Annotated in this window: 15 protein-coding genes; 9 read left to right on the top strand and 6 right to left on the bottom strand. The window is 64.8% G+C overall.

All coding sequences use genetic code 11. The annotated features are described in order from the left end of the window. Positions 1 to 90 precede the first annotated feature (90 nt). The 8 genes from AC1DGI_RS15430 (at position 91) to AC1DGI_RS15395 (ending at position 7247) form a co-directional block, all read left to right on the top strand. A complete protein-coding gene (locus AC1DGI_RS15430) occupies positions 91 to 495 on the top strand; it encodes a TadE/TadG family type IV pilus assembly protein (protein ID WP_476899454.1) in 405 nt (134 codons plus the stop codon). Next, complete coding sequence (locus AC1DGI_RS15425) at positions 492 to 1469, top strand: pilus assembly protein TadG-related protein (protein WP_476899453.1); 978 nt, start codon at positions 492 to 494, stop codon at positions 1467 to 1469. Before AC1DGI_RS15430 ends, AC1DGI_RS15425 begins: the two co-directional genes overlap by 4 nt. Continuing rightward, on the top strand, positions 1466 to 2233 hold the full coding sequence (gene cpaB, locus AC1DGI_RS15420) for a Flp pilus assembly protein CpaB (RefSeq protein ID WP_476899452.1): 768 nt from the start codon (positions 1466 to 1468) through the stop codon (positions 2231 to 2233). Before AC1DGI_RS15425 ends, cpaB begins: the two co-directional genes overlap by 4 nt. Beyond that, on the top strand, positions 2230 to 3423 hold the full coding sequence (locus tag AC1DGI_RS15415; protein ID WP_476899451.1) for a CpaE/TadZ family protein: 1194 nt from the start codon (positions 2230 to 2232) through the stop codon (positions 3421 to 3423). The genes cpaB and AC1DGI_RS15415 overlap by 4 nt, the downstream gene beginning before the upstream one ends. Continuing rightward, positions 3420 to 4913 (top strand): CpaF family protein, encoded by a 1494-nt coding sequence (locus tag AC1DGI_RS15410; RefSeq protein WP_476899450.1) that lies wholly within the window; start codon positions 3420 to 3422, stop codon positions 4911 to 4913. Before AC1DGI_RS15415 ends, AC1DGI_RS15410 begins: the two co-directional genes overlap by 4 nt. A 13-nt stretch (positions 4914 to 4926) precedes the next feature. Then, positions 4927 to 5856 carry a type II secretion system F family protein gene (locus tag AC1DGI_RS15405; RefSeq protein WP_476899476.1) on the top strand — a complete coding sequence of 310 codons (930 nt, stop codon included), beginning with the start codon at positions 4927 to 4929 and terminating at the stop codon, positions 5854 to 5856. Between the two features lie 7 nt (positions 5857 to 5863). After that, positions 5864 to 6748 (top strand): type II secretion system F family protein, encoded by an 885-nt coding sequence (locus AC1DGI_RS15400; protein WP_476899449.1) that lies wholly within the window; start codon positions 5864 to 5866, stop codon positions 6746 to 6748. Between the two features lie 97 nt (positions 6749 to 6845). Next, positions 6846 to 7247: an Hpt domain-containing protein gene (locus AC1DGI_RS15395; protein WP_476899448.1), complete on the top strand. Its 402-nt coding sequence runs from the start codon at positions 6846 to 6848 to the stop codon at positions 7245 to 7247. On the opposite strand, the gene AC1DGI_RS15390 is transcribed toward AC1DGI_RS15395, so the two are convergent. Then, the gene (locus AC1DGI_RS15390; protein WP_476899447.1) at positions 7244 to 8008 is read right to left on the bottom strand and encodes a response regulator transcription factor; all 765 of its coding nucleotides are present in this window, start codon (positions 8006 to 8008) and stop codon (positions 7244 to 7246) included. The genes AC1DGI_RS15395 and AC1DGI_RS15390 overlap by 4 nt on opposite strands. A 222-nt stretch (positions 8009 to 8230) precedes the next feature. Here AC1DGI_RS15390 and AC1DGI_RS15385 point away from each other — a divergent pair, with 222 nt between their 5' ends. Continuing rightward, complete coding sequence (locus AC1DGI_RS15385; protein ID WP_476899446.1) at positions 8231 to 9913, top strand: sensor histidine kinase; 1683 nt, start codon at positions 8231 to 8233, stop codon at positions 9911 to 9913. A 36-nt stretch (positions 9914 to 9949) separates the two neighbouring features. Here the strand turns inward: AC1DGI_RS15385 and AC1DGI_RS15380 are convergent, their stop codons facing one another. The 5 genes from AC1DGI_RS15380 to rpsM form a co-directional block, all read right to left on the bottom strand. Further along, positions 9950 to 10840, bottom strand: a complete 891-nt coding sequence (locus AC1DGI_RS15380) for a tRNA pseudouridine synthase A (protein ID WP_476899445.1) — start codon at positions 10838 to 10840, stop codon at positions 9950 to 9952. Positions 10841 to 10871: 31 nt separating this feature from the next. Next, entirely contained in the window at positions 10872 to 11453 is a 582-nt protein-coding gene (gene rplQ, locus AC1DGI_RS15375) for a 50S ribosomal protein L17 (protein WP_476899444.1), read from the bottom strand. A gap of 75 nt (positions 11454 to 11528) precedes the next feature. Next, complete coding sequence (locus AC1DGI_RS15370) at positions 11529 to 12539, bottom strand: DNA-directed RNA polymerase subunit alpha (protein WP_307034754.1); 1011 nt, start codon at positions 12537 to 12539, stop codon at positions 11529 to 11531. A gap of 125 nt (positions 12540 to 12664) precedes the next feature. Continuing rightward, positions 12665 to 13066 carry a 30S ribosomal protein S11 gene (gene rpsK / locus AC1DGI_RS15365; RefSeq protein ID WP_018773682.1) on the bottom strand — a complete coding sequence of 134 codons (402 nt, stop codon included), beginning with the start codon at positions 13064 to 13066 and terminating at the stop codon, positions 12665 to 12667. A 51-nt stretch (positions 13067 to 13117) separates the two neighbouring features. Then, entirely contained in the window at positions 13118 to 13492 is a 375-nt protein-coding gene (gene rpsM, locus AC1DGI_RS15360; protein WP_024366110.1) for a 30S ribosomal protein S13, read from the bottom strand. Between the last annotated feature and the right edge of the window lie 84 nt (positions 13493 to 13576).

The following is a 13576-nucleotide window of genomic DNA, read 5'->3' as shown; positions in this document are numbered from 1 at the left end:
TGGTGCGGTGAAGGGTCTTCCTTCACCGCACCGTTCGTCGCACCCGGACCCTAGGCAGCCAACGCCCCATCCGAAGAAAGGTCGCTACGCATGCGTGAGGGCAGAGAGCGCGGGGCTGTCGCGGTGGAGTTCGCACTCCTGGCGCCCCTCCTGATTCTGCTGCTGCTCGGCATTATGGAATTCGGCCGTGCCTACAACGCGCAGATTACGCTCTCCAATGCTGCCCGCGAGGGTGCACGCGTGATGGCGATCGGTGGCAGCCCTACTGCGGCTCTCAGCGCGGCCAAAAGCGCAGCGACCACGCTAAACCCAGGACTTCAGGACGGAAAAATAGTCTTTTCGTTTCAAACGACGCCTTCAACAACACCGGCACCCACGGCTTGCGCAGCGGAGCGCCAAGTGACTTTGACAATCACCTACAACCTCAGCACCATAACCGGAATCGCGGGGCCATTTGCCATGACGGGCATGGGGACAATGCAATGTGGCGGATGACAAAGCGAGCCGATACCGAGCGCGGCGCGATCAGCGTGGTGGTCGCACTCGTCTTGGTTTGCCTGCTGGGTTTCGCCGCCCTGGCCGTTGACGTGGGTGCACTTTACGCCGAGCGGGCCCAGGTCCAGAATGGCTCGGATGCCGTGGCCCTCATGGTGGCCCAAAAGTGCGCTAAGAGCATCAGCGACCCGGAGTGTTCCGGCACCTGGCCACGGCCCAGCGGGCTCGCCGGCAACTTGGCCAACGGCAATGCCGTGGACGGCATGACCAACGTCAAATCCATCACCCTCGACAAGACCAAGGGGACCGTCTCGGTGGCCACCGGGGCGAAGGAAACGGGTACTGCCACCAACAACATTTCCCTCTTCTTCGCCCGAGCCTTTGGCATTTCGCAGGCCGAGGTGGGAGCGGCTTCGTATGCCCAATGGGGGGCCCCGTCCAGAGGAACGGTGTTCCTCCCCCTGGTCATCGCCGAGTGCAAGTTCAATTTGAGTCCCGGCGCTTCCGTTGCCGCGGAGCAAGTCCTCGAATTCGGCAGCGGCTGCGGACGGGTTCCGGGCGGATTCGGTTGGATTCAGAGCAGTAGCACGCAATGCAGCATGACTCTCGGCGTCGGCAGTGCCAGCGATTCAGGATCATGGTTTGTCAGCGACCCCGGGGCCAGCGCGCCGTCCCGGTGCACTGCCGCCGACCTTAGCAAAATGAACAATCAAACGGTTCTTTTCCCGCTCTACGACCTGGCGACCGGAACCGGTAACAACGCGAAGTACTTTATCAAAGGCTTCGCGGCCTTTTACGTCACCGGCTACCAGTTCGCCAGTATCGGCTGGACCGCCGGCGGAACGATCGCCAACAAAACGATCCGTGGCCATTTCGTCAGGTTCGTCTCCCTGTCCGAAGCCTTCGAACTCGGCAGCGCGCCAGACTACGGTGCCGACATTGCCCATCTCACGCTTGGAGTACCCGCATCGTGAAGTCACGACTACTCGCCGGGATCGCCGCCGTGGTCCTGGCCGTCATCGGCGCCGTTCTGGTGGTGTCATACGCCCACGGCGCGGACGAGCGTGCCGTCAAGGACCTCGATCCTGTGGATGTCCTGGTGGTAGCAAAGGCGGTCCCGGCCGGCACCGCCGTGGAAAGCCTCCTGCCCTTCTTGGCCGCCCAGAAGCTGCCAGGCACCGCCGTGGCCAAGTCCGCGCTGCATAGTCTCGACGGCCAGACCGGGAAGGTCACCGCCGTCGAACTCCTGCCCGGTGAGCAACTGGTAGCTGAACGACTGACCGCACCGGAAACCGCGCAGTCGAGCGGAGCCGTGCAGGTGCCGGACGGGCTCCAGGAGATCTCTTTCCAGCTCGATCCCCAGCGCGTTGTCGGGGGACGGCTGGCGGCCGGGGACCACATCGGCATCTTCATCTCGTTGAAGAACGGCGGCATCGAGGCGAAGCCGGACAAGGAGACGACGCAACTGACACTCCATAAGGTCCTGGTGACGGCAGTGCAACGGGCTCCCGCGGCCACCCCGTCCCCCCAGCCCTCTCCCGGCGCCTCTGGCGCGCCGCCTGAGGATACGTCGCTGCCCACCGGAGCGTTGCTGCTGACGGTCGCCGTGAACGACGTGGACGCCACCAGGATCGTCTATGGCTCCGAATTCGGCACGCTTTGGCTGAGCAAGGAGCCGCTCAATGCCAAGGACAGCGGCCGCCCTGGAATCATGACGAAACCGGAGGTCTACAAGTGAGCCGCTTTGTACTGATCACACCCAACACCGACTTCGCTTCCCGCGTCCGTCAGGCTCTGGCCGGCGGCTTGCCGGGGGGTCTGCAGACGTTCGCCTTCGTCAATCCATCCGATCCCGGAGAGTTGTTCGCGAAGCTCGATCAGGAGCGTCCCGAAGTCCTGATTCTCGGACCGGAAGTGCCCGTGGAGGACGCTTTACGACTGGCCACGGTCTTCGACATTCAGCTTTCCGAGCTCAGCGTCATTCTGGTGGGAGAACCGGACCCGGATTTCTTACTGCTGGCTATGCGCGCCGGCATCCGGGATGTTCTCAGCCCAAACGCCGACGCCGCCCAGATCCGGGTCATGCTGGAACGAGCCTGCCAGTCCTTTGCCAGCAAGAACAGGTCCGCCGCCGTTCAACAGCCTGACGCCCCAAAGGGTCTGGTGATCGGCGTCTTCTCGCCCAAAGGCGGCGTCGGCAAGACCACAATTGCCACGAACATCGCCATCGGGCTGGGTCAGGTGGCCCCCATGAGCGTGGTCATCGTGGACCTGGACCTGCAATTCGGAGACGTCGCTTCAGGGTTGTACCTCCACCCGGAGCACACCGTGACCGATGCGGTCTCGTCCTCGGCGAGCCACGATTCTCTGGTACTGAAGGCCTTCCTGACCGTCCACCCCGGTAATATCTATGCTCTCTGCGCTCCAAGGAGTCCCGAAGAAGCGGACAATATCACCCCCGCGCACGTGACGCGCCTGCTCGGGCAGCTCGCGGAACAGTTCCAGTACGTCATAGTGGACACGGCCCCCGGTTTACCGGAGGTCGGGCTGGCCGCCCTCGAGCAGTGCACTGACGTCGTCTGGGTAACAACCATGGATGTCCCCAGCATCCGGGGGCTCAGGTCCGGCCTCGAGATCCTCAGACGGCTGGACCTCCTGCCCGAGACGCGTCATGTCGTCTTAAACATGGCCGACGCTGCATCCGGCCTCAGCGTCCAGGATGTGGAAGCGACCATTGGCGCGCCCGTCGACGTCAGCATTCCACGGTCCAAGGCTGTCGCTTTTTCCACCAACCGGGGCATACCTGTACTCCAAGAGGGACGCATGGACCCGGCCGTCAAAGGGCTGCGGCAGCTGGTTGAGCGGTTCGATCCGGCGTGGCGTGCCAGGGCGAAGAAGAAACTGCACCGGAGAGTGGTGGTCCAGTGAAGCTCTCTGAACGGCTCGCCGCTGCTGAAGGCGGGTCCGCGGCTGCGACCAGGCCTGCTCCGGAGCCCGTCCCAGCCGCCCAGGCCGCACCCCTCCAAATACTCAAGTCCCCGGCGGCCTTGGAGCGGCAGCGCACGGCGGTGGCAGCCCCCACTTTCGAAGAGCAAACGGACTCGCACAGGTCTGCGGGCCAGCAGCCGGTGGATGTCTTCGCGGCTCTCAAGCAGCGCGCCGCCACCGCCTTGTTCGAGCGCATGGGCGCGCGTTTCAATGATTCCGCCATCACGGAAAGCGATCTGCGCTCGTCCGCCCGTGAAGAACTCACCCGCATTATCGACGCTGAACAGGTGCCCTTGTCCGCAGAGGAACGCCTCAGGCTGGTTCGGGACGTGGCAGACGATGTGTTGGGCTACGGACCGTTGCAGCGGCTCCTCGATGATTCAGCGGTGACGGAAATTATGGTCAACGGCATGGACCAGATCTATGTCGAGCGTCATGGCAAGCTCACGCTCACCGAATCGCGATTCAGTTCCGAAGACCACTTGCGCAAGGTGATTGAGCGCATCGTATCCAAGGTGGGCCGCCGCATCGATGAGTCATCCCCGCTCGTTGATGCACGCCTCGAGGACGGCTCCCGCGTCAACGCCGTCATCCCGCCCCTGGCGGTGGGCGGATCCTCGCTGACGATCCGGAAATTCAGCAAAGTTCCGCTCACGGTCCAAAACCTCATCGAATTCGGCACCCTGACCCCCGAGATGGCCGAGCTCCTGAACGCCTGTGTGAAGGCAAAGCTCAATATCATCGTCTCTGGCGGCACGGGCACCGGCAAGACCACACTGCTGAACGTACTTTCATCGTTCCTGCCCCATGACGAGCGCATCGTGACGATCGAGGACGCCGTCGAACTCCAGATCCAGCAGCGGCACGTCGTCCGGCTGGAAAGCCGTCCGCCGAACACCGAAGGCAAAGGCGAGGTCACCATCCGCGAGCTGTTGCGGAACTCCCTGCGTATGCGTCCGGACCGGATAGTGGTCGGCGAGGTTCGTGGCGGGGAATCGCTGGACATGCTCCAGGCCATGAATACCGGCCACGACGGCTCGCTGTCCACGGTGCACTCAAACTCGCCCCGTGACGCCGTCGCCCGTCTGGAAACCCTGGTCCTGATGGCGGGAATGGACCTGCCGCTCCGAGCCATTCGCGAGCAGATCGCCTCCGCCGTCAACCTGATCATCCAGATATCCCGACTGCGCGACGGCAGCCGCCGCATCACCCACGTCACGGAGGTTCAGGGCATGGAGGGGGACATCGTCACGCTGCAGGACGCTTTCGTCTTCGACTACTCCGCCGGTGTGGACGTCCACGGCAGGTTCCTTGGCAAACCGGTCCCCACCGGGATCCGCCCCCGGTTCATCGACCGATTCGAAGATTTTGGCATCCACGTCTCACCCAGCGTGTTCGCCGCTCCCTTGACGCAAGCCGGAAGGCAGTGAGCCCACCGTGACGATGCTGCCCATTGGTGTTGGCCTGTTCTCAGTTGCCCTGCTGCTACTCGGTTTCGCGTTGCTAGCCCCGCGAGGCGCACGCGTGCCGACGGACCGGCGCCGGCCCGTCCAGAACCGGCCGGACTCGCAACTGACCCGGTTCGCCGGATCGGCCGTCCACCTGTTCGACGGATACTTCGCGCAGCGGAAAGTCAGGCTCTTCAGCAGGGATGCACTCGAGAACGCGGGGCTCCGGATGGGCCAGTCCGATTTCTTTGTGCTGGTCCTGGCCGGTGCGCTCGTCGGCGCATTGGCGGGCTTCGTCGTCGCGGGCCCTCTGCTGGCGATCCTGTTCGTCCTGCTGGTGCCGCTGGCGGGGCACCTCGTTATCGGCTTCCTCACGGGCAAACGCCGCAGCCTGTTTGACCAGCAACTTGGTGACACCCTTCAACTCCTCTCCGGCGGCCTCAGGGCAGGGCACAGCATTCTACGGGCCATCGACGCGGCAGCCACGGAATCGCAAAGTCCGACGGCGGAAGAGATGCGCCGGGTCGTCACGGAAACGAGCCTCGGGCGCGATCTCCAGTCCTCCCTCACCGACACGGCCGAGCGGATGCGGAACGATGATTTTGTCTGGATAGCCCAGGCCATCCAGATCAACCGTGAGGTGGGCGGGAACCTCGCCGAAGTCCTGGACCAGGTGGGCGAGACCATCCGCGAGCGCAGCGAAATCAAGGACCACATCAAGTCGTTGGCAGCCGAGGGAAAGTTCTCCGCCTATATCCTCATGGCGATGCCGTTCGGCATCGTAGCGATGCTCATGCTCGCCAACCCAGGCTATATGAACTCCATGTTCAGCCACCCGCTGGGTTGGATCATGATTGGAGCGTCCCTCATCATGATGACCATCGGTGGTCTGTGGATGCGCAAGATCATCGATTTGAAGTTCTGAGGTGCCCGTGGACCCTTCGGTACTGATCGCCCTGCTCCTGGTCTCCCTGCCGCTCGGGTATCTTGTCTGGGCAGCGCTCTCCGTCGATCGGAAGTCCCACCGGGCAATCCGCGAGCTACTGGCTGCAGGCACGGAGACCGCTGAGTCCGCCGAGGTTCAGCGGACCTCGCTGCTGGAACGGATCGGTTACCGTCTGACGCCGGCCGGATATGTCCGCAAACTCGATAAGCTCCTGTCCCTGGCTGGCCGCCCCACCTCCCTCCCCCTCGGACGCGTGCTGGCGGCCAAGCCCCTGCTCGGCCTGACCGGCGTCTTGCTGGGCTTCTACATCAGCGCTTCGGGTTCCACCCCCGTCATCAAGCTGGTAGGGCTCTTTGTGGTCCTGCTGGGTTACTTCATCCCGGACCTGCTGCTGTACAGCAAAGGCCAGGAGCGGCAGAAGATCATGCAGCTGGAACTCCCCAACACCTTGGACCAAATGCTCATCTCGGTGGAGGCCGGGCTCGGTTTCGAAGGAGCCATGGCCCGCGCCGGCGAGAACGGCGGCGGCCCGCTCGCGGAAGAACTGGTCCGGACGCTGCAGGACATGCAGGTGGGGCGCAGCCGGCGCGAGTCCTACCTAGCACTGGCGGAACGGACCAGCATCCCGGAACTCCGCAGCTTCGTCCAAGCCGTGGTGCAGGCCGACACGTACGGCATCGCCATCAGTCGGGTGCTCCGGATCCAGGCCAAAGTCATGCGGGTCAAGCGGCGGCAAAGGGCCGAGGAGAAGGCCATGAAGCTTCCCGTCATGATCCTTTTCCCGCTCCTGTTCTTTATCTTTCCCGTGCTTTTTATCGCCATCCTCGGCCCGGCCGTCATCAACGCCATCGACACGTTCAGCGGCCACTAGCTGCCGCGCCGGACGTCCGCCACAGAAACCCACAAGGTTTCCGCAGGAACCCCTGGGGTGCCGGGGGGCGGGTGAGAACAGGCAGTAGCGTAGTTGCATGTCCTTTCAAACAGCCCTCCCCGACACAGCTGGAAACTCGGGCGCGCAGCCGCTGGTGGACCCCTCCGCCCTCCAGAACCTGGGCGAGCAGCTGAACAGCGCCGCCGTCGCAAAAGGCTTCGCCCGCGACTACGCGCAGATGTGGGACCAGCGCTATGACTCCCTCGCAACGGCACTGCACACCCGTGACCAGGCAGCCGCGCTCGACGCGGTGCTGAGCCTCAAGACTTCCTCGTCGATGGTCGGAGGCCTGCGGCTGGCCGAACTGGCCGGAGATCTTGAAGAAATGATCCGCTCCGGCAAGCTGGCACTGGCCGCCTCCCGACTCGACGAGGTCGCGGCCCGCGGTAGCGAAACGGTGGATGAGCTGCAGTTCAGCTGCATCCTCCAGGAGCACTAGGGACGGGCCGGCGCCAGCCGGTAGCCTACGCCGCGCACCGTCTGGAGCCAGCGCGGCTGCACCGGATCTTCCCGGAGTTTCCGGCGCAGGTTGCCGATGTGTACCTCCACGGCGCGCTCGTCTGACTCGCCGATGTAGGCGTCGGCCCGGTAGTACTCGCCGCGCACCACACGCACCAGCTCGGCCTTGGATTTCACCGCTCCGGCACCCAGGAGGAGAGCGTGCAGGAGTTCGAACTCGCTGCGCGTCAAGGCGAGCGGGCCGCCGTCGACCGTTACCGAACGGGAATCCGGATACAGTGCCAGCCCGTTGTGGCGCAGGACGTTGTCGGACGCAGGAGCGACGCCGGCCGGTTGGGCGGCGGCAGGGTTCCCGGCCCGCTGAGCCTCGTGTCGCGGGCGGCGCATCATTGCCGCCACCCGGGCCCGCAACTCACGCGGCCGGAACGGCTTGGTCAGAAAGTCATCGGCTCCAGTGTGGAGGGCCGTCAACGTGTCCAGTTCGTCCGTCCGAGCGGTGAGCATGACAATGTAGGCGTCGCTGAACTGACGGATCCGCCGGAGCACCTCGTAGCCGTCAATGTCGGGCAGGCCCACGTCCAGTGTGACCACGTTGGCTTCCCGCTGCCGAACGACGTCGACCCCTTCCCGGCCCTCGGACGCCGAATGCACCTCGAAGCCCGATTGCCGCAGGACAGCCTCGACAAGGTTCCGCACATCCGCGTCGTCCTCAACAACGACGGCCACACCCATGTCAGTCATGCCACCCCTCACATCCGATGCTGTTTGTAGTCCGCCGGAGCCTTGCCGGCCTACAAACGCTGGTACAAAGTCGCGGAGCTTCCGCCCCTGTCCTGTCACAATACCCACGCCGGACACCAATTTCGGGCTTCGGCGCAGGAACACATGCAACGGTAATGGCTTTGGGTGTCAAGTTAGTGTGACAGCAATGTAAACTCCACTTGCGAGGAAGGGGCCCCTGTCTTGAGTGAAGCGCGGCTGATCCGTGGCCTGGGCGCTCCCGGCGGCTTCGGCATCCGGCATCCCCGTGCGCTGGTGCTGGCCAGCCAGCTGCCCCTCACCCTGCTATTGGCCGCCGGTGTGGCGGCCGCGCCCGCCGCCTGGGGCCTCCACCTCTCCAGCGGCTGGGGCCAGGCCGCCTTGGCCCTGCATTCCCTGATCTTCCTCGCCTCGGGCCTCGTGCCGTGGCACCGGTTCGGCCCCCTGGCGTCCCTGATCATTCCGGTTCTTGATTTGGCCGCCATCGGGCTGAGCCGGCTCGCGGCCGCAGTGGAACTGCCCGGCCTTGGTGTCCTGTCGGTACTTCCGGTGGTCTGGATTTCCGTGTCGCGGCTCTCCCCTGCCGCCGTCGTCTCGATCAGCTTCCTGGGGCCACTGCTGGCGGGCCTGCCCTGGTACTTTGCGGCCGGCGCCGAGGAACGCCCGGGGCGCATTGCCTCGATGGTGCTCCTGGCGCTGACCACCCTGGCTGTTTCCTTGGCCATCCAGTTCGTGCGCGCGCAAGTGCTCCGGCAGCAGCGCAAAGTCGAAGCCAAGGAAGCGGAACTGCAGGCGCTCCTCACGGAGAGCCGGGAGCGCGAACGGCTGCTCAACGCAATCCTGGACACCGTCGACGTCGGCATCGTCGCCATTGACGCGGACGGCCGGCGGCTGCTCACCAACAGCTGGCAGACCGCGCTGGAAGCGTCCGCGGCGCCGGCCGGGGATGCCTCGCCCGCGGATCAGGGCTCGGAAGAACGGCTGCTGCTGACCGGTCGCGACCAAGCCACGCCCCTGCCGGCGGGACGCCGCCCGCTCCGCCGGGCAATGGGCGGCGAGTCATTCGCGGACCATCTGGTCTGCTTTGGTGCGGCTCCGGGCAGCCGGGTGGTATCCACCGGGGCGAGACCCCTGAAGGGCGACGACGGGGACTTCCGCGGCGCCGTCGTCGTCTACAACGAGGTCACTGGCCTGGTCAATGCCCTCGCCGCCAAAGAAGACGTCGTCGCGACCGTCTCGCACGAGTTCCGGACTCCGTTGACGTCGATCATCGGCAATCTGGACCTGGTCCTGGCCGAGGAACTGCCGCTGCCGGTGCTGCGCCGGATCGAGGTCGCGCAGCGCAATGCGGAGCGCCTGCTGGCCCTTGTGTCGGATCTGCTGATGTCCGCCAACTCCGCGGTCCACGTCCAGCCGCGGAAAACCGACCTGGCCGGGCTGGTGGAAGCGAGCCTGGGTTCTGCACAGGCCCATGCGCAATCCTCACGGGTCTCGCTGGCGATGGACGTTACGGCGCCGTTGTGGGCGGAGGTGGACCCCTTGCGGATCGGGCAGGCCCTGGACAACCTCGTCTCCAACGCCATCAAGTACTCGCCGCACGGCGGCTCCGTGACGGTCTCGGCGCGGGCCGAGGGCGGACGGGTGCTGCTGCGGGTGGAGGACAGCGGCATCGGCATGACCGCCGCCGACGCCGGGAAGATCTTCACCCGGTTCTTCCGGAGCCCGGCCGTGCGGGACGGAGCAATCCCCGGGGCCGGGCTCGGCTTGTCCATCACCAAGGCAATCGTGGAAGGCCACGGCGGCTCCATCTCGTGCAGCACCCTCCCCGGCCGCGGCAGCACCTTCACGGTGGAGCTGCCGGCCGAGGGAGCACTGCGGGCGTTCTAAGGCCGTCCCCGCGGGACGTACTACCCTGCGGGCGCTCTATTCGCGCCGGGCGCGGGTCAGCTCGGCCCTGGCCAGCAGCCCGTTCGCGGACGGATAGGCCACTTCTTCCAGGACGAGGGGGTGCGGGGCAGCAAGCACGGAGCGCGCGTCCCGTTGCCGGGCGATCAGACGCTCGTACAGCCACCCGGGCTGTTCCAGTCCGGGCCCCACGTGGAGCGCGGCTCCAATCAGCGAGCGGACCATGTTGTGGCAGAAAGCGTCCGCCTGGACAGCCGCCACGATGACGCCGTCCGCGCCGCGGGTGAATTCGAAACGCTGTAGCTCCCGGATGGTCGTGGCGCCTTCGCGGGGTTTGCAGTACGAACGGAAGTCCTGCAGGCCCAGCAGCCGGGACGCACCCTCGTTGAGCAGCCCAGTGTCCAGCTGCTCCTTGTGCCAAAGCGTCGAGTGGCGGCCCAGCGGGTCCCAACGAGTGGGTCCGTCGGCGATTCGGTAGCTGTAGCGCCGCCAAAGGGCGGAGAAGCGGGCGTCGAAGCCCGCCGGCGCGATCAAGACGCGGTGCACCTCGACCGCTCCACTGAGCTGGCCCAGCCCTCGGCTCAAGGCGCCACGGAGCCGCCGCAGCAGCGCGACCGCGGGCTCCAGTTCGGCGCCGCGGTTCAGGCCGCGCCACTCCGTTTCGGTCAGGTCCAGATGCACCACCTGTCCGCGGGCATGCACGCCGGCGTCAGTGCGGCCGGCCACGGTGACCCGGACCTGGCGGCGGATCAACAGGGCCAAGGCCTCCTCAAGGACGCCCTGGACGGTGCGAAGCCCCGGCTGGACGGCCCAGCCACTGAAGGGACCGCCGTCGTAGGAAAGATCCAGCCGGATACGCAGAAACCCGCCGCCCCCCAAGTCGGGGGCAGCGGGTTTGAGCTCGTTCATAGACTTAAGTCTATAAGAAGGTTTTAGCGAATTACTTCGCGTCCTTCTCGGACGCTGCAGCAGCTTCCTCAGCGGCCGGAGCCTCTTCGGTCTCTGCTGCTTCGGTCTCTGCAACCTCAGCTTCGGGGGCCTCTTCGGTCTCCGCAGCTTCGGTCTCGGCAACCGGAGCGGCCTCGGCCTTCTCAGCGTCCTTCTTGTCAGCGTCACGCTGAGCGGCGGAGGTAGCCTCGGCTACCACGGCCTGCTTGGCGGAAACCGGCTCGAGAACCAGTTCGATGACAGCCATGGGGGCGTTGTCGCCCTTGCGGTTGCCGATCTTGGTGATGCGGGTGTAGCCGCCGTCGCGGTTCTCCACTGCCTGGGCAATGTCGGTGAACAACTCGTGGACGACGCCCTTGTTGGCGATCAGGCCGAGCACACGACGGCGGGAAGCCAGGTCGCCGCGCTTGGCGAAGGTCACCAGGCGCTCGGCGTAGGGCTTGAGTCGCTTGGCCTTGGTCACCGTGGTGGTGATCCGCTTGTGCTCGAACAGTGCGGCTGCCAGGTTCGCGAGCATGAGACGCTCGTGAGCCGGGCCGCCTCCGAGGCGCGGACCCTTAGTGGGGGTAGGCATAACTATTTCTCCTCATATGGAAGCCGGCGGGCTGTGCACGCTGCGGTGCGTCCAGCCTGCTGGCCAAGATCTGGTTTAGAGCTCGTCGTCGCTGAAAGCGGCGTCGTCCTCTTCGATGGCTGCGGCGCGGGCTGCAAGGTCGAATCCGGGAGGGGAGTCCTTGAGGGACAGACCCAGTTCAACGAGCTTTGCCTTGACCTCGTCGATGGACTTCGCACCGAAGTTACGGATGTCCATGAGGTCAGCCTCGGAGCGGGCAACGAGTTCACCCACGCTGTGGATGCCCTCACGCTTGAGGCAGTTGTAGGAACGGACCGTGAGGTCCAGATCCTCGATCGGCAGCGCCATGTCCGCTGCCAGGGCAGCGTCCGTCGGCGACGGGCCAATCTCGATACCTTCAGCTGCGGTGTTCAGCTCGCGGGCCAGACCGAACAGTTCCACCAGGGTGGTACCTGCCGAAGCGACCGCGTCACGCGGTGCGATGGCCTGCTTGGTCTCGACGTCGACAATCAGCTTGTCGAAGTCAGTGCGCTGCTCAACACGGGTGGCTTCCACGCGGAAAGTAACCTTCAGCACCGGCGAGTAGATCGAGTCGACCGGAATGCGGCCGATCTCGGAGTCGCCGGACTTGTTCTGAGCTGCCGAAACGTAGCCGCGGCCGCGCTCGATGGTCAGTTCGAGTTCGAACTTGCCCTTCGAGTTCAGCGTGGCGATGTGCAGATCCGGGTTGTGGAATTCGACGCCGGCCGGCGGGGCGATGTCCGCGGCGGTGACGACTCCCGGGCCCTGCTTGCGCAGGTAAGCAACAACCGGCTCATCGTGCTCGGAGGAGACCGACAGGTTCTTGATGTTCAGGATGATCTCGGTGACATCTTCCTTGACACCCGGAACCGTGGTGAACTCGTGCAGCACGCCATCGATCCGGATGCTCGTTACGGAGGCACCGGGGATGGAGGAGAGCAGGGTACGGCGGAGGGAGTTTCCGAGGGTGTAGCCGAAGCCCGGTTCCAGCGGTTCAATGATAAAACGCGAGCGGTTATCGGAGACTACCTCTTCGGAGAGGGTGGGGCGCTGTGCAATGAGCACTTAGGTTTCCTTTCGGCGAGCATCCGCTATATGACGCAACACAGGTGGTGGAAAGATCGGTCTGAGACTTAACGCCGTTGGGCTTGCCCGGGCCGGTGAGGGCCCGGGCAAGCTCCGGCTAAGACTTAGACGCGGCGGCGCTTCGGCGGGCGGCAGCCGTTGTGCGCGCTGGGGGTTACATCCTGGATGGATCCAACCTCGAGGCCAGCGGCCTGCAGTGAACGGATGGCCGTCTCGCGTCCGGAGCCCGGTCCCTTGACGAACACGTCAACCTTGCGCATGCCGTGCTCCTGTGCGCGCTTGGCGGCGGCTTCGGCAGCCATCTGGGCGGCGAACGGAGTGGACTTGCGGGAGCCCTTGAAGCCGACCTCACCGGACGAAGCCCAGGAGATGACTGCACCGTTCGGGTCCGTGATGGACACGATGGTGTTGTTAAAGGTGCTCTTGATGTGCGCCTGGCCCAGCGCGATATTCTTTTTGTCCTTCTTACGCGGCTTGCGAACCGCGCCACGAGTCTTCGGGGGCATTATTTCTCCTACAGAAAGTTATTGGGGGAAAACGTGGCTAATCCCAAGGGATTAACGAGTCTTCTTCTTGCCTGCGACGGTGCGCTTCGGACCCTTGCGGGTACGTGCGTTCGTCTTCGTACGCTGTCCGCGCACTGGCAGGCCCTTACGGTGGCGAATACCTTCGTAGCTGCCGATCTCAACCTTGCGGCGGATATCTGCTGCCACTTCGCGGCGAAGGTCACCCTCAACCTTGTAGTTGCCTTCAATGTAATCACGCAGCTGGACGAGCTCGGCGTCGGACAGGTCCTTGACCCGAACGTCCGCGCTGATGCCGGTGGCAGCCAGGGTTTCGTGTGCACGGGTCTTGCCCACGCCGTAGATGTAAGTAAGCGCAATTTCCAACCGCTTTTCGCGGGGGATGTCTACGCCAGCGAGACGAGCCATAGAGGCAGTGCTCCTTGAATAAACCGGAGGTCGTAGGCAGTACACCCGTACGGATCTGTACGGCCCCAGCCTCCGACCGGGGGT

It is taken from the genome of Arthrobacter sp. 05N428_2 (genome assembly GCF_056397065.1).
Note: the sequence above shows the minus strand (reverse complement) of the source record. Positions and strands in the feature narration are given on the sequence as shown.

Bases quoted from the DNA above. Each gene is read 5' to 3' on its own strand.
- AC1DGI_RS15430 (WP_476899454.1), top strand. From the start codon at position 91: ATGCGTGAGGGCAGAGAGCGCGGGGCTGTCGCGGTGGAGTTCGCACTC.
- AC1DGI_RS15425 (WP_476899453.1), top strand. From the start codon at position 492: ATGACAAAGCGAGCCGATACCGAGCGCGGCGCGATCAGCGTGGTGGTC.
- AC1DGI_RS15405 (WP_476899476.1), top strand. From the start codon at position 4,927: ATGCTGCCCATTGGTGTTGGCCTGTTCTCAGTTGCCCTGCTGCTACTC.
- AC1DGI_RS15395 (WP_476899448.1), top strand. From the start codon at position 6,846: ATGTCCTTTCAAACAGCCCTCCCCGACACAGCTGGAAACTCGGGCGCG.
- AC1DGI_RS15390 (WP_476899447.1), bottom strand. From the start codon at position 8,008: ATGACTGACATGGGTGTGGCCGTCGTTGTTGAGGACGACGCGGATGTG.
- AC1DGI_RS15380 (WP_476899445.1), bottom strand. From the start codon at position 10,840: ATGAACGAGCTCAAACCCGCTGCCCCCGACTTGGGGGGCGGCGGGTTT.
- rplQ (WP_476899444.1), bottom strand. From the start codon at position 11,453: ATGCCTACCCCCACTAAGGGTCCGCGCCTCGGAGGCGGCCCGGCTCAC.
- rpsK (WP_018773682.1), bottom strand. From the start codon at position 13,066: ATGCCCCCGAAGACTCGTGGCGCGGTTCGCAAGCCGCGTAAGAAGGAC.
- rpsM (WP_024366110.1), bottom strand. From the start codon at position 13,492: ATGGCTCGTCTCGCTGGCGTAGACATCCCCCGCGAAAAGCGGTTGGAA.